Here is a 20,648-nt window from a genome sequence, read left to right as displayed (position 1 = left end):
AGTCTAATAACTGTTTTTTTATCTCGAAGAGAAGTATCCTGAATCATTTGAGTTTTTCTATCATGAATCTTTTCTGCTTTTTTGCCGCAGACAGGACATTTAACATGATCTATTTTATAGTCAGCTACAAAAACTAAATATTCCTCCGTTTTAATTAAATCTGTTGCAACTAGGTCTGGTAAATCCATTAAATCTGTGATAAGATTATTATGCATTTGCTTGACTCCTTTATTGAATTTTTGGTGTTGTAACTATTTAATTCAACGGAGCCAGGCAAATGCCTTTTTTATTTAGATATTTTTAGATTTACAGTTTTTTCTTCACAACATTAATTATACAACCATTAAAATTAGATTAATTTTACTGCTTAGCCAGGCTAAAAATTACTTTTAAACTATTCTTAATTCAAAAATGGAAGCACTTTCATTAAATTTTCTTATCTGATATAATTTAACTGAAAGGTAGGTGGATTTCTTGAAAAAATATTTTCTTACTGATGAATGGAAAGTTATTGAAGATGGTTTTGACAAATCTTATAACAGAGTAACTGAAAGTATAATGAGCTTGGGTAATGGTCATATGGGGCTGCGCGGTAATTTTGTCGAAAAATACAGTGGTGATAGCCTGGCTGGCACTTATCTAGCAGGTATTTACTATCCTGACAAAACTGTGGTTGGCTGGTGGAAAAACGGCTATCCCGAATATTTTGCTAAAATTGCTAATTCAGCTAATTTTATTGGTATAGACCTCAAAATAGATGGAGTTACAATTGATCTAGCTGAAGTAAAATTTAGAGATTTTAAACGAGTACTTAATATGAAAGAAGCAACTTTAAGTAAATCTCTTGTAGTTGAGCTTCCAGATAATGAAATAAAAATTGAAGCAGTTCGTTTTCTAGATCAGGTAAATAAAGAACTGGCTCTAATTAAATACAAGCTTACTCCTTTAAAAAAGTCTGTTCAAGTTGAATTAACCCCTTATCTGAACGGAAATGTTAAAAATGAAGATGCTAATTATGGTGAGTTTTTCTGGCAGGGAATTGCCTGTACAGCAAAAGATTCTTTAGATGTTTTAACAATGAAGACTAAAAAGTCTGAGTTTGAAGTCAGTACTGCTATGCAGTATCAGCTCAACAAAAAAGCTCAGGTTACTCCTAAACAGGCAGAAAATTATCTAGCTAGAAAAATTTCGCTGACTGCTGCTAAAGGAGAAGAAATAATTTTAACTAAATATATAGCAGTTTGTACAAGTCGTGATTATCCTCAAAGTGAAGTTCCTGAACAAGCCGAAGCTAAAGTTAAAGCAGCAGTTAAGCAGGGTTATACTAAACTTTTTGCAGAACATAAACAAGCCTGGGATTTAATCTGGCAGGAAAGTGATATTAAAATCAGTGGTGATCCTGCTGCTCAACAGGGAATTAGATTTAATATTTTTCAGCTTAATCAGACTTATACCGGTCATGATCCTCGCTTAAATATTGGACCAAAAGGGTTTACTGGAGAAAAATACGGTGGCTTAACTTATTGGGATACAGAAGCTTATTGTCTGCCTTTTTACCTGGCAACTCATGCAGAAAAGGTGGCCCGCAATCTGCTGCTTTATCGTTATCATCATCTGGAAAAAGCTAAAGAAAATGCTGCTAAACTTGGTTTAAAAGGTGCACTTTATCCAATGGTTACAATCAATGGAGAAGAGTGTCATAATGAATGGGAAATAACTTTTGAAGAAATTCATCGTAATGGAGCAATTGCTCATGCAATTAAAGATTATGTAGATTATACAGGAGATAAAGAATATCTTGTTAAATATGGTCTGCCTGTATTAATAGAAATCTCTCGTTTCTGGGCTGATAGAGCCCACTTTAATCAATATAAAGATAAATACATGATTTTGGGGGTAACTGGGCCTAATGAGTATGAAAATAATGTTAACAATAACTGGTATACCAATAGAATTGCAGTCTGGACTCTTAATTATACTTTAACTACACTAAAGAATTTGAAAAATAATAATTCAAAACATTATCAAAAGTTATTAACAGAACTAACAATTAATCCCCAGGAACTCGAGTTATGGAGCGAAATAGCAGAAAAAATGTATTATCCTTATTTAAAGGAATACAGTATTTATGCTCAACAAGATGGCTATCTAGATAAAGAACAAAAAACAACTGCTGATCTCAAACAAGCTGATCTACCTCTGCATAGAAACTGGTCCTGGGATAAAATACTCAGGTCTCCTTTTATCAAACAGGCTGATGTAATGCAGGGTATTTATTATTTTAAATCTGATTTTAATCAAGCAGATATTGCACGCCATTATGATTTTTACGAACCACGTACTGTTCATGAGTCTTCTTTATCACCCTGTATATATTCAATTTTAGCTGCTGAATTAGGAAGAGAAGATAAAGCATACCAGCTTTATTTAAGAACAGCTCGTCTCGATCTTGATAATTATAATCATGATACAGATGATGGGCTGCATATTACAAGTATGGCAGGTACCTGGCTGGCAATAGTGCGAGGGTTCGCTGGCTATGAAGTTAAAGCTGGTCTGCCTACATTTAGACCATTCTTACCGCAAGCCTGGACAGATTTTGAATTTAAGCTCAATTTCCGGGGGCGCAGAATTAAAGTAAAAGTTGATTCCACCCAGAGTCATTTTGATCTGGAAGCTGGCGATCCTTTAAAAATAAAAGTTTACCAGCACCAATATGAGCTGAGCACAGCTGAAAATTTAAGTATTAAAAATAAATAAAAAAATTCTCTCTGAACAAGGTTTAGCTAAAGTGTTCAGAGAGAATTATTCTGCCTAAAGTTTTGTTTCTATAAGCCGCTTAAATTCTGCCATACTTCCCTGCCAACTAACAGGATAATCAACTTTATCACGAGGAATCAAAAAATCCTCAATTAATAAAAGCTCTATTCCTAGTTCAGTTGCTGAACCATCTTCTTGCGGATCATTGCCAATCATTAAACAATCATCAGGCTCTGCCCCAATTTTTGTTAAAATTTCTCGATAATAATCCGGATTAGGTTTGGCATGACTCATATTATCATAAGTAGTTAAAAGCTCAAAATCTGCAGCATCTATTCCAGCCCAACTAAGTCTTGCCTTTACTCCTGCCGGAGGAAAGAGAGGATTAGTAGCAAGTACAAGTCTTTTACCTTTATTTTTTAGATAGTTAATTACAGCAGCTGGCTTTTCACGCGCTATTGTAAAATACTGATCTAGGTCAGCAAATTCATTCTGATAGAAATTATTAAATCTAACTTCGAGCTGTTCTGTGTCAGCAGCTGCTAATCCGACTAACTGACTAAATTTGTCCATAAAGACCTGTCGATTAGTTTGCTGCCCCTGATTTTTTATCATTTGTTTAGTAGCCTGCATTAAAGCCTGAATAAATTCCTCTCTGTTCTGACAGAGATCTTTAAATTCAACTGATAAAGCCTTAAAATAATGCTGTAAAAATTCTTCCACTTCAATTGTTAATAAAGTTCCATCAAGATCAAATAAATATATATCTTTATCTAAAAACAAAATTACGCCTCCCTGTAAATAGCTATTTAATTCTAATAAATTACTTATTATTTAATAAAGGTAAAAAATCAGTTTCAGTAATCAATATCTTAATAAATTCTAGTAGATAATTCTTATCTACCTCATCAAAACGTCCAAGCTGGGGACTATCAAGATCAAGTACAGCAATTACTTCACCGGCTACAATTACGGGAATTACTAACTCGGAGCGTGAATCAGGGTCACAGGCAATATGGCCTTCAAACTGACACACATCTTCTACAAGCTGTACTTTTTTTTCTGAATAGGCTGTTCCACAAACACCCTGGCCAGCTGCTATTCTAACACAGGCAGTTTTACCCTGAAAAGGACCTAAAACTAACTCACCTTGCTGCCAGATATAATAACCTGCCCAATTAATATCATCCATAAATTGCATTAAAAGAGCAGTACTATTGGCAAGATTGGTCAGCCAATTAGCTTCAACTTCAATTAACGCCTGTAAAGCCTGATTCATTGCTTTTAAATTTGCTGTTTTATTCATTCTAAATCATTCCTTTCTTAACTACTTGCCAGGTAATAAAAAAGCAGTGCTAAAATTATTGAAAAATAATAATTATTTTCATTTAAATATGCAAAAATAATGGCACTAAAATTGGTACTAAACTGGAAAGTATTGCTCCACTAATAAAAGCAGGCAGTACAACTTCTTCTCCCCCAGTTTCTTTTACTAAAGGTAAAGTAACGTCCATAGTAGTCGCTCCTCCAGGAGCAATAACTGCTAAATTACCAAATTTCCTTGCTACAAATGGCAGTAAAATAACAGTTAATAATTCTCTAAAGACATTAGTCAAAAAAGCAAGTGAGCCAAGTTCAGCACTATGTAATTTAGCAATTAAAACACCAGAGAGACTGTACCAGCCGAAACCAGCTCCTACAGCTGCTGCTTCCCCAGTTGTAAAGCCAAGTACTAATCCAATTAAAACTGATCCAAACAAACTACCAAGAGCTATCAATAAAGGCAGCAAAAGCACTTTCCAACCAACTAGTTTTAGCTCACTAAAAACTTCTCGATGAGCTCCCAAACCAGTTCCAACTCCAAAAAGCAGCAAAGCTAATGAATAATTGCTCAACTTATCAAGCAAAATCCGCTGATCAGCTGAAAGAAAAAAGTAGCCAATTAAAATTCCAATGATAACTGCTCCAAAGATTAATATGCTTAAATTATCTGCTGCTGAATCAGTCTCTAAAACAGCAGAATCACTACTTCTAACTGCAGCAAATTCATTTAAACCAAGTTTGTCAGCTAATAATACTACTGCAATTACACTGAATAAAATACTGACTAATGCAAAAATTAACGCTTCCAGACCAAGTTCTGCTAACTGATGTAAAATTGCCTGATTACTGCCTAAATTAGCACCCATTGTTAGCAATAAAACAATTAATCCCAATCTGGTAATAAATTCAGCTATTTTAAGCAATTTTTCTATCCCACCAAATTTAAAACCAAGCAAAATTCCTCCAAATAAAAAAATTACAATTAAATAAAAATCCAAAAGAAAACCTCCCTATCCCCTCTAGCTGCTCTCTACTAATCTAAATGATAAAATTAAAGATAGTTTTTGCTAATATAAGCAGAAGTCATTGCTCTCAACATAGCACTATAATTCATTTTAAAAGTTAAAACATCTCCTACTCTGAGCTCTTTCTGCCCTTCCATCTCTGTAATATCAGTTATCAGATGATCACTGCTTGCTCCCAGAACTTCTATTCCAGCTGCTTCAGGATAAAGTCCTTGATAATCAATATCCTGTTTGCCAACTGCTAAAATAGCTCTCTTTCGCCAGCCTTTGTCTTCTAGATGCTGGTCTCTACCCTGACCGCCAAAAGCCATTTCACCTTCTGGTCGTGAAGGTTTTTCTTTTAACTCAATAATTTCCGCCTTCAGACGGAAATTATAATGATTATAACCAGTTAATAGACGCTGATTAATTATATCACTGCCCAATAAAATTGCTTCTCCTACCCGTAAATTATTAATTTCTCCAGTTAATTGAGCTTCAGTAAGTACTTTTATTGTTGCTGTATTACCAGCTGAAAGAATGGCTAGATCTCTGCCTAATTCTCTTTCTAAATCTTTTTTTAATCTAATTAACTGCTGGCTATTTTCTAAGTCAGGTATTATGCCAGCAAAACAGCCAAGATTGGTGCCAATTCCTTTTAGATTAACACCCGGCAGTTTTTCTATTTTGTAAGCTAAAGCTGGCAAATCAGCAGCCAAAACGCCTTCTCTTCTGTCACCAAGATCAACCATAATTATTAAATCAATTACTTTGCCTAATTTTTCTGCCTGAAGAGAAAAAAGCTCAGCTGTTCTACTTTCAGAAATCAGAGATCCATCAATATAGCTAGTTAATTCAGCAATTTCAGAAGGCATCGGAATCCTCAACATGATAATTTCTCCCGGATAACCTGCCGCTCTAAAATGTTTAATATTTTCAATTCTGGAATCAGCTATGCTGACAATTCCAGCCTGCTGATAAGCTGAGAAAACTTTTAAGTCACCAGCAAATCCTTTTACAACTGCTGTTAATTTAACCCCCTGTTCAGATAACTCTTTTTGTAAGCGCACCGCATTTTCTCTGATTTTATCTATATAAATATCAAGTGATGGGTATTTCAATTTTATTTCCTCCTCAACTGCTAAATTCTAAAATATGTAATTTAAAATTACTACAATAATTTAAATTTAAACCTATTTATTATTTATTCTGCAATAAGCTTAATTATCCTCCCTATTTATTCTGCCCCTTTCTATTAGACTGGATTTAATCTCCGTGATTAATTAAAAAATTATAAATAAAACAATCTCTTAATTATAATTCAGAAATAAATAATCCCGGCTTTTAGCCGGGATTATTTAGGAATTTATTTGATTGGTTAAAATTTTTAAGAAATTTAATAAGTTACCTTAAATCATTCAATATCAATTGTTCTTTTTTTAACTGGCATCTTTTCTGTTTTAGGTAAATGAACCTGTAAAATACCATCATTGTATTCAGCTTTAATATTATCTTGTTCAACATTTTCTAAATAAAAGCTGCGGCTGTATTTACCTATTCTTCTTTCACGACGAATATAATTTTCATTTTTCTCTTCATTTTCTTCATTATGCTCAGCAGAAATAGTCAAATAGTCATCATTAATTTCCAGACTAATATCTTCTTTTTTCATACCAGGCATTTCAGCTTCAATAGTATATTCGTCTTCACTTTCTCTAATATCAGCTCGAAAACTACGACCAGCAAAATCCATTACATCATCAAAGAAACCGGACACTAAACTATTAAATGGATCATCATCGCGCTCAACAACATTCCTCCGATTGCGGTTTCTAAAAGGTACTAAATCAAACATTAAAACCACCTCCGAAAATTTTTTTAATTGTTTGTTTTAACTTCAATTTCTATTTATATTATAGAACTAAAGTCAAAGAAGGTCAAAATCATTTAAATGTCTAAACAATCTTTTTCAGATAAAAAATATCTCTTAAATTAATTTAGCTCCTATTATCTCATTTTTTCGATGTTTTTCAATACTACTTAGTTTAAAAATTCTTTACCTCTAATAAAAGTTTTGACAACTGTAAAATCCTGATCAAATAAAACCAGATCAGCCTGATAACCAGCTCTTAATTGAGCTAACTTATGTTCCAGTCCCAATTTACGAGCAGGATTTAAAGTAGCCATCTTAACTATTTCTGGTACTGAAAGATCAGTAATCTCCAATAAGTTCCTTAAAGCCTTATCTAAGGTCAAAACACTACCAGCCAGAACTCCTGATTCTAATCTAGCGGCTCCAGCTTCTACTATAACTTTCTGACCACCTAATTCGTATTCACCATCACTTAGGCCAGTTGCTTCCATACCATCAGAAACCAGAATAACTTTGTCAACTCCTTTAGCTTTAATAGTAAATCTATCTACAGCCTGATGATGATGAATTAAATCAACAATTAATTCAACAGTAGCCTCTGAGTCAAAAGCGGCTCCAACTAGACCAGGTTTGCGATGATGTAAACCAGTCATTGCATTATATAAATGAGTAAAATGGTCCATACCTGCTGCAGCTGCTGCCTGAAAATCTTCATAAGTAGCAGCAGAATGACCTGCAGAAGCAATAATATTGCGCTTTTTAAGTTCTTTAATTAAGGTAATTGCTCCTGACCTTTCGGGAGCCAGAGTTACCAATTTAATAATATCAAAATAATTTTCCAATAACTCTACTTCAGGCTCCAGACGGCTATTACCATCCTGAGCTCCAATATAATCAGGACTAATAAATGGTCCTTCCAAATGGGTTCCCAATACTGCAGCCCCACTAGTACCTGAACTAGCCTTAACCTGCTGAATATTGTCTAAAGCAGCTTTAATATCAGCTTCTGGCATAGTCATAGTTGTTGCCAAGAACCCAGTTACACCATGAGCAGCTAAAACCTGACTAATTTTATCAAGTGCCTCAGGAGTAGCTTCCATTGCATCATGACCACCGCCGCCGTGAATATGAATATCTATTAAACCAGGAGTCAGATAACCTCCCTGGCCATCTATTACCTCATCTGCTTCTGCTGCTGAGAGTTGATAAGAAGCTACTTTTTCTATTTGCTGACTATCTGCTCCAAACAGCAGACTGCCATTATTAACTATTCTGTCTGTTAAAACTAAATTTACATTTTTGATTAATTTTTTTGTCATTTTGTCCACCTCAGTTTAAAAATATCACAATTTGCTTAATTAAAAAAAGCAAATTCTTTACAATAAATTATTTTATGATAAAATAATTTATTCCTCTACGGGATCACCAGCTTCTGAGTCAACCAGTTCTTCTTCAGCTTCATATTCTTCACTTTCTAATTCTGCATATTCTGCCAGCTTAGCTTGTACTGCAGCATGAATTTCAGCAGCAGGCTTAGCCAGCATAATTTCCAGAGCCTGATCAATATTTTCAATTTTATAAATAAAAAATTCTCCAGCTTTAATTGCTTTAAGTACTTTTGCTGGCAGCATTAGATTATTTAAATTACGTGCGGGAATAATAACCCCCTGCTGACCAGTTAAACCTCTAGCCTGGCAAACTTCGAAGAAACCTATTACTTTCTCATTTACTCCTCCAATTGGCTGAACAATTCCTTTTTGATTCATTGAACCAGTAATTGCTATTTCCTGACTAATTGCTAATTCAGCTAATGAAGAAAGTAAGGCAACTACTTCTGCACAGGTAGCACTGTCACCATCAACTCCGCCATAACTTTGTTCAAAAGCAATTGAAGCAGTTAAACTTAATGGTAATTCCTGAGCATACTTACCACCTAAATAGCCTGTTAAAATCATCACACCTTTACTGTGAATTCTACCGCTCATTCTGGCCTCTCGTTCAATATTAATTACACCTTCTTTACCAAGATAAGTTCGAGCAGTTATTCGGGTCGGTCGGCCAAAACTATAATCTCCTGTCTGATAAACCGATAGACCATTAATCTGACCAATTTCGCTACCAGTTACACTGAGCAATAGCTGTTTTTGATTAATTTGTTCCTGGATCTTTTCTTCTAATAAATTGGAACGAAACTTTTTCTCCTGAATTGCTTTTTGAACTGAGTCAGCACTTAATAATTCTTCTTCTCTTTCTGCTGACCAGATATCTGCTTCATACATTATTTCAATAATCTCATTAAATCGAGTTGATAATTTATTCCGATCACCAGCTAAACGAGAACTAAAATCAATCATTGCTGCTACTGCTTCAGCACTAAACTCTTTAAGCTGATCTCTTTTAATAACAGCAGCTTCAAAATCTGCAAACTTAACTATATTCGACTGACTGCGGTCCATTTCGGTATCAAAATCTGCTTTGATTTTAAATAATTCAGCAAATTCTTCATCATAATTATAGAGCAAATAATAAAGATAGGGAGAACCGATCATGATAATTTTTACATCAAGTCCAACTGCTGCTGGTTTCAGGGTAAGTATTGGAACACTCCTGTACTGTTCACCAATATTTTCAACAGTTATTTCCTGACTTGTTAGAGCTCTTTTGAGAGTTTCCCAACAAAGAGGATTGCTAAGTATATCACGGGCCTGAATAATTAAAAAACCACCATTAGCCTGCTGTAGGGAACCACTTTTAATTAAAGTAAAATTAGTTGTAAGAGTGCCAAACTGACTTTTAGCTTCTATCTTACCAAAAAGATTGTAATAAGTTGGATTTTTTTCATAAATTACTGGAGCGCCTTTAGTTTTATTATTATTAACAAAAATATTTATCTGATACCTGGTAAAAAATTCTTCTTCATTATCTATCTTTCTGGTCAGCAGCGGATTAGCTTGATCTTGCTGTTTTTCTTTAAACTGTTCAAGATGATCAATAATATCCTGCTGAACTGCCTCTAAATAAGTAACTACCTGTTTTTCTTTTTTGTATTTTTCTTTTAGCTGGCAGATAATGGGCTGAACAACTGAATTTACAATCTTTTTCTCTAGAGCAGCAATTTCTGCCTGAGCTGCTTCTTTTATTTCTCTAATTTCTCGCATAACCTGGGTTATTTCATTTTGAATTATCTGGCTTTCTGTTCTTATCTCCTGCTTGTCAGCTGCTGATAATTCTTCAAAATCTTCTCTAGAAAGCGGATCTCCACTTTCAGTCAATGGTACAGGAACTAATCCCTGAGCAGTATTTTGCAGCATAAAGCCTCTCTTCTTTACTGATTGTTCGAAATTCTGCATTATTTTACTTGATTTAGGCTGGTATTCTTCCAATAATTTTTGCTGCTGCTGTTCATACTCTTCACCTGTAAAGGCAGCCGGGATATCTTGCCTTAATTCAGTAATGATTTTATCTAAATCAGCTTTCAACTTATTGCCAATTCCAGCTTCAGCCTCCATAACTTCTGGTTGATCTGCTTCAGAAAAGTTAAAAACATAGAGAATATCTGGGGGACAAGCAAGTTTTTCCGCCTGCTGGTGAGCCATATTTTCAGCATATGTTGACTTACCAGTCCCGGAATCACCGACCATAAAAATATTATAACCTAATTTGTTAACCTTCAAAGCAAAATCAATCGATTTAGCAGCTCTTTTTTGACCAATAATCTCTTCTTTTAACGGGGATAACTCTGCTGTAGTTTTAAATGAAAGCTTTTCTGGTTCAAAATTATAGTTCAGTTTAGTTAGTGGAATCTGATATTTATTCATTTTTTTCACTCTCCCTTTTTCACTCTCCCTTAAAATATTTAGTTAAACCTAATTTACTTAGATTACAGATCTTTAGCTCAGTTAAAATCCTAAATTTTTTCAAAAAAACAAAATCCAACTGACTTAACAGTAACTAATTATAATAATAAGTTAAGTTAATTTAAGTTAATTTTATATTATAGTATTTCGGCGAAAGCTAATTTAATCCTGCCTGAGTTAATTCAGCTTATTTGCAAGTAAAAGTTGAAAATTTTAGTATTTTGGGATAGAATAAAATAAAGTATGTTATTTTTTTAACAAAGTAAAAGGAGGTTAAACAGGAATGGCTAAGCATAAGACTAAAATACCACAAATAATAATTAGACGTTTACCTGTTTATTATAAAATTTTAAAGCAGCTTAAATCTTCGAGTAAAGATTATGTTTCTTCGCAAGATCTAGCTAAATTAACAGGGTTCTCTAGCTCTTTAATTAGAAAAGATTTAAGCTATTTTGGAACCTTTGGCAGGAAAAGCTATGGCTATGATATCTGCTGCCTTTTTAATCAAATTGGTCAAATTATGGGCTTTGATAAGCAAAAAAATTTAATTATAATTGGGGCTGGTCATCTTGGCCGGGCACTGGCATACAACAGAGGATATCAAGAACGGGGCTATAATCTAAAAGCAGTCTTTGATAAAAATAGTAAGTTAATAGGTGAGAAGATAAATAATTTAAAAGTTAGAGATATTAATGACTTAGAAAAATATCTGGGCAATACTCCAATTTTAGTTGCAGCTCTAACTATAGATAATAACGCCGCCCAAAAAATTACCGACCGCCTAATAGCGGCCGGCATTAAAGCTATCTGGAATTTTACTAACGTCAGCCTTAAAACTCCAGCTGAAGTACTTGTTGAAGACCAGATAATTAATCAAGGTCTCTGTCATTTATCCTGTAAGTTAAAACAAAATGACTGCTTAGAATTTCATTAGACTTGAAACACCTGCTTGAATAAATTTGCCGCTAGCAGCTTCTGCTTTTATTTCTCCAGAAAAAATCATTTCTCCTCTCCTATAAGTCATAACTGGCAAACCTTTTATAGTAAAATCATGGTAGGGACTGTAAGTAGGGTTTGAATAAAGATTAGCTGCTGTTAATTTTTTCTCAATTTCCGGATCAAAAACTGTTAAGTCAGCATCTGTACCCAATTTCAAAGAACCCTTTTGAGGATAAAGGCCAAAATATTTTGCTGGATTAACAGAAAGAAGTTCAATCATTTCTTTTAAATTAAGTCGATTATTTCTAACACCAAGGCTGTAGATTAAGGGAAGTAACGTCTCAGACCCTGGCAATCCAGGGATTGTAGATCTAAATTTATTGTAATTTTTTGATAAAGCAGCTGATTTTAAATTAGTGCTAAAATCAAAACTTGAATCCAGGGAACAATGTGCCGTTGCTATTACTTGAAATTCATTTTCGCTAATTCCCTGCCAGAGTTTTTCTTTATCATATTTTTCTCGCAAAGGAGGATTTAATAATTCGAATTTAAACTCATCTTTATCTAAATAAGAATTATCAAGTAATAAATAAAGAGGGGTAGTTTCGCTATAAATTTCAGCCTGCTGTTCTCGTAATTCCCGGATAGCTCTTAAAGCAGCTCCCGAAGAAAGATGTAACAAGTAAACCGGAATATCAGCCTTCATTACTTCATAACCAATTTTTTTAATTGCACAGGCTTCAGCTTCTACTGATCTTAATTCTGAATAGAGAACAGATTTAGCTAAATTTCTTGTCTGATAAACTTCAGCTAAAGTTTCAACTAAATTGCTAGCTCCTGCCTGTATTGTGGGCAGCAATTTTAATTCTTTAAGCCGTCTAAAAAGAGCCTGCCATTTTTGACTTGCTAAATTTTCTGATTCAGCTTTAGCTCCAGCAAAAAATTTAATACTGCTGAAACCAAGTCCAGGCAGATCAGCCAATCTGGCTGAAATTTCTGAATTAAAATCTTCTATTATTTGATGAAAACTGTAATCGATAATTGAACTGCTAGCTAATTCTTTACGGACAGCAAGAGAACTGGCAAAGTCACCCCTATCTGGAAAATCAACAAAATCAATAACTGTTGTGACTCCACCAGCTGCTGCTGCGATACTCTCCTGATAAAAATCATTTTCTGTTCGCTTTCCCTGCCAGCAATAAGAATAATAAGTCTGAGAATCAATTATACCCGGAAATAAGTATTTGCCTGTTAAATCAAAAACCTGGCACTCTTCTTCCATTTTAGCAAAAGAACCTGGTTTATCTAGCCCAGATATTTTTTCTCCTGTAATTAAAAGGTCAGCTTTTTCATCTCTGACATTGTCAATTATACGAGCATTCTTTAATAATATTTTTTTCATTCTCTCCACCTCTATAATAACTTAATTTATCTATAGAGATCGTAATTCCTGCCTGACAGTTTAAAATTTTAGTAAATATAAACCCGAGCCTCATAAGGCTTGAGCTCACCCTGAATTGAAAATTCAACCGGGGTAGAGTAATTAGTTAAAATCAGCTCAGCTTGAACAACAGAATTTAATTCATCCTCTTTTGTCAGATCAAAATTGCTTAGCTGATCACTAAAGTTCAATAAAACCAGTAGATTATTATCTTTTCCTTCTCTTAAATATGCATAAATATTTTCTGAATCTGGTAAAATTAACTTATATTCACCATAAGCAAAAACTGGATATTCTTTACGTAAAGCAATTAATTTTTGATAATATTTAAAAACCGAATCAGATGATTTAAGATCTTGTTCAACATTAATTTCGGAATAACTGCTGTTTAATTTTAGCCACGGTTTAGCTTCAGAAAAGCCAGCATAATCACTATCATTCCAGGGCATAGGTGTTCTAGCATTATCACGACTGCGGTAATTAGCAATCTCCAGTATTTCTGCTGAATTTAATTCCCCGCTTTTCTGAGCTGACTTAATATAACCTCTAGTTTCTATATCATCAAAGTCAGTCAGAGAGTCAAAGTTAATATTCTTCATCCCAATTTCTTCTCCCTGATAAATAAAAGGAGTTCCCCGGAGTGTATGCAGCATTGTAGCCAGCATTTTAGCAGATTCTTTTCTATATTTGCCGTCATCTCCATAGCGAGAAACTATTCGTGGTTGATCATGATTACAAAAATAGAGACTAATCCAGCCATCATTTTCCTGCAATTTATACTGCCAATCAGTCATTAATTTTTTTAGTTCTGTTAATTTCCAATCAGATATTTTTTCCCAACCATTTTTGCGATCTAATTCAAGATGTTCAAATGGAATAATCATCGAAAATTCCTTACGATCTGAAGCGACAAATTTTAATGCTTCATCTTTATCAACAAAAGGTGTTTCTCCAACAGTCATTGCATCATAATTACCATAAGTTTTAGCTGCCATTGTCTGGATAAATTCATGAACACGAGGTCCATTAGCAAAATATTCGTGCCCGGTTAGACCTGGGGCTTTTCCATCTAAAAAACGCTGATCTTTAGAAATTAGGTTAATTACATCGAGTCGAAAACCATCGATACCTTTTTCCAGCCACCAATTAATTAAATCATAAATTTCTTCTCTTACAGCAGGATTTTCCCAATTTAGATCTGGCTGTTTGCGCGAAAAAAGATGTAAATAATATTGTTCTGTTTGCTCATCATACTCCCAGGCTGGCCCCCCAAAAAAAGACTGCCAATTATTAGGTGGATTATCTTCTTTACCATCTTTCCAGACATAATAATCTCGATAGGGATTAGTTTTACTTTTCCTGGATTCTTCAAACCACTGATGTTCATCGGAACTGTGATTGATCACCAGATCCATAATCAATTTTATATCTCTCTCGTGCAGCAAATCCATCAGTTCTTCTAAATCTTCCATTGTCCCAAACTCATCCATAATAGCTTTATAATCACTAATATCATAACCATTATCATCATTGGGGGACTGATAAACCGGATTTAACCAGACTGCATCCACTCCAAGTTCATCTAAATAATCTATTTTTTCTATAATTCCTCTTATATCTCCAATTCCATCACCGTTGCTGTCTTTAAAACTGCGGGGATAAATCTGATAAACTACCGCTTCTTTCCACCATTTTTTATTCATTGTTATACCTCCATTGTCATTAATATATATTAATTATGCTGCATTTTTAGCAGCCTGACTACTAAGCTTAGTAATCAGGTTATTAATTAATAAAAATGTAATAAATAATATGATTATAAAAACTGGAATTATCTCCAGTGAAATATTATTTGCCAGCACACCTGCTAATCCAGGCAGTAAAGCTCCTCCAAGCCCAGCGGCTGAGATCTGCATTCCAATTGTATTGACAGTATGTCCTTTCCCAACTCTGTAGGAAGTACTGGATATTAAAGCCGGAAAAATTGGAGCAATAGCAATTCCGGTTAAAGCTAAACCAAGCAGAGACAGCCAATTATTTAAATTTATAGCTATTAAAGCACTTCCAAAAAGACCTAAAAAAGCTGCATTTTTGGCAATTTTCCTGCTCAAAAACTTATAAGCTAAAAACCCAGCCAGAATTCTACCAACTGTAAAAGAACCCCAGTAGCCACTTACCCAGAGACCGGCAGCAGTAGTACTTATCCCCCTTGATTCAGTAAAAAGGGTAAAAGTCCAGTGCCCCAGAGTTAGTTCAATTCCAGTATAAATAAAAAATAATAACACACTTAAAAGAGCCGGAAGATATTTGAGAGTCTCAAACATCTTTATCTCCTGCTGCTTATTTTTACCAATTTTTTTATTGCTTTGATCTGTTGCGTCACTCGTCTTTTTGGGTTTCTGCCAGAGTGACAGAGTCAGGGCAAAAGTCAGAGCCAGCATTATCTGGGCTGAACCAACAATCAAATAACCAACCCTCCAGCTGTCAAAATATTTGATAGACGAAGACATAATTATTGGTCCGATCGTAACTCCAACTCCAAAGCTGGCATGCAGCCACTGCATTAAACCTTCATTAAAATTTTTTTCTACATATGTATTTAATCCGGCATCAATTGCTCCTGCCCCAAGACCTGCTAGAACAGCAAGCAGAGGTAAAAGCCACCAGACAGGAACAAGAGTATAACCTATTAAGGCTAAGGCTGTAGCCAGACAGCTTAAAGCAAGCAGAACTGCCACTCCAATTTTACGCATAAAAAAGCCATTAAAAAAACTGGAAAGCAGATAACCTGTAGTTGAACCAATTAAGATTATCCCCAGCGCATCAAGGGGTAGAGAAAAACTGTCTCTCATCTCGGGCCAGGCAACTCCGAGCAGGCCATCTGGTAAGCCAAGAGAAATAAAAGCAACATAAATTAAAGCAATTAATAAATATTTTTTCTTCTTTTGATCCATAAAAACACCTTTTCCTCAATTTGTTTTATATTTATAAGTAATATCATATCAGAAAAAAGTTATTATTTTAAGCAGTTTCTCGTTTCAGTAATTTTAATTCTAACTCTTTACTAAATTTACCTTCTATTTCTCCATTAATTGCTTTAAGCAGTACTTCAATAGTCAGGTGTCCTAACTGATACATTGGCTGCCAGATTGTTGTGATTTTTAAATACTTAGCTAATTCTATATTATCATAACCGACTACTGCAATATCATCTGGAGCCTTGAGCTCTTTTTCTTCCATAGCCTGCAGGACACCGATTGCCTGATTATCAGAGGCTGCAAAAACAGCTGTTGGCCATTTTTCTTCTGGAAGGGAAAGGATCTCCTGCATTGATTGATAACCGTCTTTAGTATGAAAATCTCCAAATTTTAAAAGTTCAGAAACCAGCTGCAAGTTTCTTGATTCAAGAGCTTTTTTTACACCTTTAAGACGATCACTTCCATGCTGACTTTCTTTTAAACCATCTATAAAAGCAATCTTTTTATGGCCCAAATTTAGCAGATAATTAATTGCCATTTCAGCTCCTTTTATATCGTCCAAATAGATTGAATGAAAGTCAGATGTTTTTTCATCTGCAAGTACTACCGGTATATCCTCTTTTAATAAATCTTTATAATCTTGCTTTGATATATCCATTGTCACAGCTGCAATACCATCTACCTTTTTGCTTTGCACTATATCCATAATCTTATCCATCATTTTTTCATCTTTATCTATCTTGTATAATATTAAATCAATTTTTTCTTCCTCCAAAGCGTCCTGAATTCCTTTTAATACTTCGACAAAATAATGATCAATAAATGTTGGTACAATAACTGCAATCGCATTGGCCGTTTGGCTAGCCAGATTCTGTGCTAACTTATTAGGACGATAATTTAGTTCTTTCATTACTTCCAGGACTTTATCTCTAGTTTCTTCTTTAACTTTTTGACTGTTATTAAGAACTCTTGAAACTGTTCCAATCCCAACTCCAGCTTTTTTCGCTACATCATAAATATTAACCTTATCTTTAGCCATACTATTAATTATCCTTTCACTGATCCCCTCATAACTCCACTAATTATTTTCTTTTGTGCAATAATATAAACCAACAGCATAGGGAGTAATGCAAGTATATATGAAGCAAAAGCTAAACTATAATCTGTACTAAACTGTGATTGAAAAACATGTTGAACTAAGGGCAATGTCATACTGGAACGGTCACTAATCATCAATAACGGTAATAAGAAGTCATTCCAAGCCTTTAAAGCAGTTAAAATTGCTACTGTAGCATTAATTGGTTTAAGTACAGGAAATATAATCCTCCAAAAAATCTGCCAGACATTTGCCCCATCTATTATAGCGGCTTCTTCTATACTTTTTGGTAGAGTTTTTATATAGCCTACATAAATAAAAACATTTAAAGGTAGGGCATATACTATATATAATAATATAAGACCATTAAGATTATCAAGGCTAATCATTGCCATTTCTTTAACTAAGGGCAGCATTATTAAAGGAAATGGTATAAACATTGCACTAATAAAATAAAAATATAGAAATTTAAAATATTTTTTATGCATATTTCTTGCTATAGCATAAGAAACCATTGAATTAACAACCAATACAATTGCAACAGTTGGGATAGTAACATAGGCACTGTTTTTTAAACTCTGAAAATAATTTGTCAGTTTTATTGCTTCTAAATAATTACGAAATTGGAAAGAATCCGGTACAGCCAGTATCGATTCTGCCAGCTGCTGTGGGTTTTTTAATGAAACTATTAAAGCCATATACAGTGGAATTATTATAATAAATGATCCTAAAAGAAGTAAGCCTGTCGCCCACCAATTTGTTTTCTCTTTCATTAGTAATCCACCTCACGTTTCTGCAGTACTTTGATCTGAAATAAAGAAATAGATAAAACTACAATTAAAAAGACAACTGCATTTGCAGTTTGATAGGCAAATTCTCCACCCATAAAACCACCATTATAAATAAGTAATGTTATCGATTCTGTTGCCCGTCCAGGTCCTCCCTGAGTTAAAGCCATAATATGATCAAAAACCATTAAAAAGCCTCGCATAGAAATAACAATATTAATGGTGAAAAATGGAGCAATCAAGGGAAATGTAATATGCTTAAACTGATCCCACTTACCTGCACCATCTATTTTAGCTACCTCATATAATTCATCTGGAACTGTTTGTAAGCCAGATAGATATAAAAGAGTATTAAATCCACTGGAATTCCAGACAGCCAGAATAACTACTCCAATCCAGGCTAAATCCATATTTCCTAAGATATTTTTGCTTAAAATATCTATACCAAGGTTGCGACCAATTTCTGGGAGTATAAATGTAAAAATGTGATTAAAGATATAACCCACAACTAATATACTCAACATATAAGGAACAAAATAAATTGCTCTAAAAGTATCTTTAAACTTTATTTTTGCATTTAAACCTAAAGCAATTAATAAACTCAAAATATTTACGATAATTGTTGAAACAATAGCAAATTTAAATGTGAAAATATAAGCATCAAAAGCTCTTCCATCATTCAACAGATTAATAAAATTTCTAAATCCAACAAAACCATAGTCTCCAAAACCTATGTAATCTGTAAAACTATAAAATATCCCCTGTAGAGCCGGAAGAGTATGAAAAACAAAAAATAAGATAAATGCCGGTATTGTCATCCAGTAAAATACGGATGAAGTTTTTTTCATTACTTTCTCCTCCTTCTATAATTAAGGAGTCCTCCTCATTTTGAGAAGAACTCTTATATTAAAGACTTTAACTTCTTATCTGGACTGTACCTTATTCCATTCTGAATCAAGAGTATTTAAGAATTCTTCCACATCACCTTCGTGTAGGAAACCTTGAATTAAGTTAGGAACCTGCATTCCAGATGGATAGTAATGATCAGGGAAAGGCGCAAGGTTCCCACTTTCAAAATATGTCTTTAAATCAACAACTGTGGGATCTTCCTGAAATACATTTTCTACTGCAGAGAAAGTCATCTGTTCATCAATATAGAATTGAGCATTTTCTTCTTCCAATAAGAATTCAATGAACTTTTCTGCTGCTTCTGGATGGTCAGTGTTTTTGTTCATAGTTAATACTGTATCTACACCAGAGACCAGCATATTTTCATCTGCATCATTAACTGCAGGGAGAGCAAAAGCCCCAAGGTTTAAATCAGGATTTGATTCAAGGATAGGATTAATTGCCCAGACACCCTGAATATACATAAATGATTCACCATTTGCAAAGGCTTGATTCCCCTGGCTGTAACCATAACCAAAAACATCATTCTGGCCATAATCTAATAACTTATAAATACGTTCAGCTACTTTTTGATACCTGTCTTCAAAAGTAGTTTCATTTTCTAAGCGCTGTTCAATAAAATTTTCTCCATGTAAATTAGCAGCTAAAGAATTCCAGGGAACTATAATAGTCCAGGCATCTTTAAAAGTTAAGTAAAAAGGTGTACCACCTGCAGCCTTTATCTTTTTAGCTGTATCTATAAATTGTTCCCATGTTTTTGGGATTTCAAGATTTAATTCAGCAAATTTATCTTTATTGTAAAGCACTGTATTTGCATTTGCTGTATAAGGAATTCCATAATGCCCTTTTTTACCATGTAGATCTTGCAACATTTTTTGATATGCTAACTGAGTTTTAGCTAAATATGGATCATTGCTAAAATCTTTTAAAATACCCGCTGCCGCTATTTGACCATAAGTATAATTGCCACCAAGCCCCATAATATCAGGTACATTATTTCTGGCTAATCTTGATTTAAGAACTGTTTCAGCATCAGGCACTTGATTTTGAATTACTTTAATATTAGGATTTTCAGCTTCAAATTTAGTAATCAACTCATTGAATGTCGTTACTGCCTCTCGTTTACTCTGGAAAAACTCTAATTCAACCTGACGGGCAAAAACAGAACTAGTAGTAAATACTAACAATAAAATAAGTAAAAAATTAGTTAGACTTAAAGCTAATTTCTTCATTTAATAACCCCTCTCTCAAATTATTACAAATCATTTTTGGAACCGCTTCCAAAAATGATTATAGCAATTAAATAACAAGATGTCAAACAATTTTTAAATTTTAATTATTTTAATTAACGGTTCATTGTAAAATCAAATGCAACAGACAAAAAAATTAGAACCATAGCTAAAAACCTAGTATGATATAAGTGACCAAACAAAATCATATGGAGGTTTAAGCTATGGCTCATACTAAAGATAATACCACAACTCAAAGAACTTTTAAACATCTTTCTGCTTACGAAAGAGGAAAAATTGCTGCTCTTTTAAAAGAAGGATATTCTCAAAGAAAGATTGCTGAGAAACTAGGAAGATCTTCCAGTACTATTAATCGTGAAATTAAAAAAGGAACCACAACTCAACTAAACTATGATCTATCTACCTATGAACAGTATTTCCCTGAAACTGG

The 20,648-nt window shown here is 33.9% G+C and carries 18 protein-coding genes; 3 read left to right on the top strand and 15 right to left on the bottom strand.

Translation table 11 applies throughout. The features are described 5' to 3' along the window. The coding region (locus BMZ74_RS12090) for a transposase family protein (RefSeq protein ID WP_177181383.1) at positions 1 to 215 on the bottom strand (215 nt) is incomplete at its 3' end. A gap of 259 nt (positions 216 to 474) precedes the next feature. On the opposite strand from BMZ74_RS12090, the gene BMZ74_RS12085 reads away from it, so the two are divergent. Next, a complete protein-coding gene (locus tag BMZ74_RS12085; protein WP_089862481.1) occupies positions 475 to 2,760 on the top strand; it encodes a family 65 glycosyl hydrolase domain-containing protein in 2,286 nt (761 codons plus the stop codon). A gap of 54 nt (positions 2,761 to 2,814) precedes the next feature. Here BMZ74_RS12085 and BMZ74_RS12080 read toward each other — a convergent pair whose 3' ends face one another. The 7 genes from BMZ74_RS12080 to BMZ74_RS12050 form a co-directional block, all read right to left on the bottom strand. Further along, a complete protein-coding gene (locus BMZ74_RS12080; RefSeq protein ID WP_089862480.1) occupies positions 2,815 to 3,543 on the bottom strand; it encodes an HAD family hydrolase in 729 nt (242 codons plus the stop codon). A 40-nt stretch (positions 3,544 to 3,583) separates the two neighbouring features. Further along, positions 3,584 to 4,066: a GAF domain-containing protein gene (locus BMZ74_RS12075; RefSeq protein ID WP_089862479.1), complete on the bottom strand. Its 483-nt coding sequence runs from the start codon at positions 4,064 to 4,066 to the stop codon at positions 3,584 to 3,586. 82 nt (positions 4,067 to 4,148) lie between these two features. Then, on the bottom strand, positions 4,149 to 5,081 hold the full coding sequence (locus tag BMZ74_RS12070; RefSeq protein WP_089862478.1) for a LysO family transporter: 933 nt from the start codon (positions 5,079 to 5,081) through the stop codon (positions 4,149 to 4,151). 53 nt (positions 5,082 to 5,134) lie between these two features. Then, positions 5,135 to 6,208 (bottom strand): alanine/ornithine racemase family PLP-dependent enzyme, encoded by a 1,074-nt coding sequence (locus BMZ74_RS12065; protein WP_089862477.1) that lies wholly within the window; start codon positions 6,206 to 6,208, stop codon positions 5,135 to 5,137. A gap of 293 nt (positions 6,209 to 6,501) precedes the next feature. Beyond that, positions 6,502 to 6,942 carry an Hsp20/alpha crystallin family protein gene (locus BMZ74_RS12060; protein WP_089862476.1) on the bottom strand — a complete coding sequence of 147 codons (441 nt, stop codon included), beginning with the start codon at positions 6,940 to 6,942 and terminating at the stop codon, positions 6,502 to 6,504. Between the two features lie 185 nt (positions 6,943 to 7,127). Next, complete coding sequence (gene nagA, locus BMZ74_RS12055) at positions 7,128 to 8,279, bottom strand: N-acetylglucosamine-6-phosphate deacetylase (protein ID WP_089862475.1); 1,152 nt, start codon at positions 8,277 to 8,279, stop codon at positions 7,128 to 7,130. 87 nt (positions 8,280 to 8,366) lie between these two features. Continuing rightward, positions 8,367 to 10,778 (bottom strand): Lon protease family protein, encoded by a 2,412-nt coding sequence (locus BMZ74_RS12050; RefSeq protein ID WP_089862474.1) that lies wholly within the window; start codon positions 10,776 to 10,778, stop codon positions 8,367 to 8,369. A gap of 322 nt (positions 10,779 to 11,100) precedes the next feature. On the opposite strand from BMZ74_RS12050, the gene BMZ74_RS12045 reads away from it, so the two are divergent. Further along, on the top strand, positions 11,101 to 11,751 hold the full coding sequence (locus tag BMZ74_RS12045) for a redox-sensing transcriptional repressor Rex (protein WP_089862473.1): 651 nt from the start codon (positions 11,101 to 11,103) through the stop codon (positions 11,749 to 11,751). On the opposite strand, the gene BMZ74_RS12040 is transcribed toward BMZ74_RS12045, so the two are convergent. The 7 genes from BMZ74_RS12040 to BMZ74_RS12010 form a co-directional block, all read right to left on the bottom strand. Continuing rightward, positions 11,737 to 13,158, bottom strand: a complete 1,422-nt coding sequence (locus BMZ74_RS12040) for an amidohydrolase family protein (protein WP_089862472.1) — start codon at positions 13,156 to 13,158, stop codon at positions 11,737 to 11,739. The two genes, BMZ74_RS12045 and BMZ74_RS12040, sit on opposite strands and share 15 nt — an antisense overlap. Before the next feature lie 68 nt (positions 13,159 to 13,226). After that, a complete protein-coding gene (locus tag BMZ74_RS12035; RefSeq protein ID WP_089862471.1) occupies positions 13,227 to 14,900 on the bottom strand; it encodes a glycoside hydrolase family 13 protein in 1,674 nt (557 codons plus the stop codon). 33 nt (positions 14,901 to 14,933) lie between these two features. Then, a complete protein-coding gene (locus BMZ74_RS12030) occupies positions 14,934 to 16,151 on the bottom strand; it encodes an MFS transporter (RefSeq protein WP_089862470.1) in 1,218 nt (405 codons plus the stop codon). Between the two features lie 67 nt (positions 16,152 to 16,218). Next, entirely contained in the window at positions 16,219 to 17,214 is a 996-nt protein-coding gene (locus tag BMZ74_RS12025; RefSeq protein ID WP_089862469.1) for a LacI family DNA-binding transcriptional regulator, read from the bottom strand. Between the two features lie 8 nt (positions 17,215 to 17,222). Next, the gene (locus BMZ74_RS12020; protein WP_089862468.1) at positions 17,223 to 18,044 is read right to left on the bottom strand and encodes a carbohydrate ABC transporter permease; all 822 of its coding nucleotides are present in this window, start codon (positions 18,042 to 18,044) and stop codon (positions 17,223 to 17,225) included. Further along, a complete protein-coding gene (locus BMZ74_RS12015) occupies positions 18,044 to 18,907 on the bottom strand; it encodes a carbohydrate ABC transporter permease (RefSeq protein ID WP_089862467.1) in 864 nt (287 codons plus the stop codon). The genes BMZ74_RS12020 and BMZ74_RS12015 overlap by 1 nt, the downstream gene beginning before the upstream one ends. 75 nt (positions 18,908 to 18,982) lie before the next feature. Then, complete coding sequence (locus BMZ74_RS12010; RefSeq protein WP_089862466.1) at positions 18,983 to 20,200, bottom strand: ABC transporter substrate-binding protein; 1,218 nt, start codon at positions 20,198 to 20,200, stop codon at positions 18,983 to 18,985. Between the two features lie 221 nt (positions 20,201 to 20,421). On the opposite strand from BMZ74_RS12010, the gene BMZ74_RS12005 reads away from it, so the two are divergent. Further along, on the top strand, positions 20,422 to 20,648 hold a 227-nt coding region (locus tag BMZ74_RS12005), incomplete at its 3' end, for a helix-turn-helix domain-containing protein (RefSeq protein WP_143070174.1).

Source organism: Halanaerobium salsuginis, assembly GCF_900114545.1.
In the GTDB taxonomy this organism is placed as follows: domain Bacteria; phylum Bacillota; class Halanaerobiia; order Halanaerobiales; family Halanaerobiaceae; genus Halanaerobium; species Halanaerobium salsuginis.
This window is presented reverse-complemented; position numbering and strand designations above follow the sequence as displayed.

Coding starts and splice junctions, on each gene's coding strand:
- BMZ74_RS12075 (WP_089862479.1), bottom strand. CDS start 4,066: ATGAATAAAACAGCAAATTTAAAAGCAATGAATCAGGCTTTACAGGCG.
- BMZ74_RS12060 (WP_089862476.1), bottom strand. CDS start 6,942: ATGTTTGATTTAGTACCTTTTAGAAACCGCAATCGGAGGAATGTTGTT.
- nagA (WP_089862475.1), bottom strand. CDS start 8,279: ATGACAAAAAAATTAATCAAAAATGTAAATTTAGTTTTAACAGACAGA.
- BMZ74_RS12050 (WP_089862474.1), bottom strand. CDS start 10,778: ATGAATAAATATCAGATTCCACTAACTAAACTGAACTATAATTTTGAA.
- BMZ74_RS12045 (WP_089862473.1), top strand. CDS start 11,101: ATGGCTAAGCATAAGACTAAAATACCACAAATAATAATTAGACGTTTA.
- BMZ74_RS12040 (WP_089862472.1), bottom strand. CDS start 13,158: ATGAAAAAAATATTATTAAAGAATGCTCGTATAATTGACAATGTCAGA.
- BMZ74_RS12035 (WP_089862471.1), bottom strand. CDS start 14,900: ATGAATAAAAAATGGTGGAAAGAAGCGGTAGTTTATCAGATTTATCCC.
- BMZ74_RS12030 (WP_089862470.1), bottom strand. CDS start 16,151: ATGGATCAAAAGAAGAAAAAATATTTATTAATTGCTTTAATTTATGTT.
- BMZ74_RS12025 (WP_089862469.1), bottom strand. CDS start 17,214: ATGGCTAAAGATAAGGTTAATATTTATGATGTAGCGAAAAAAGCTGGA.
- BMZ74_RS12020 (WP_089862468.1), bottom strand. CDS start 18,044: ATGAAAGAGAAAACAAATTGGTGGGCGACAGGCTTACTTCTTTTAGGA.
- BMZ74_RS12015 (WP_089862467.1), bottom strand. CDS start 18,907: ATGAAAAAAACTTCATCCGTATTTTACTGGATGACAATACCGGCATTT.
- BMZ74_RS12010 (WP_089862466.1), bottom strand. CDS start 20,200: ATGAAGAAATTAGCTTTAAGTCTAACTAATTTTTTACTTATTTTATTG.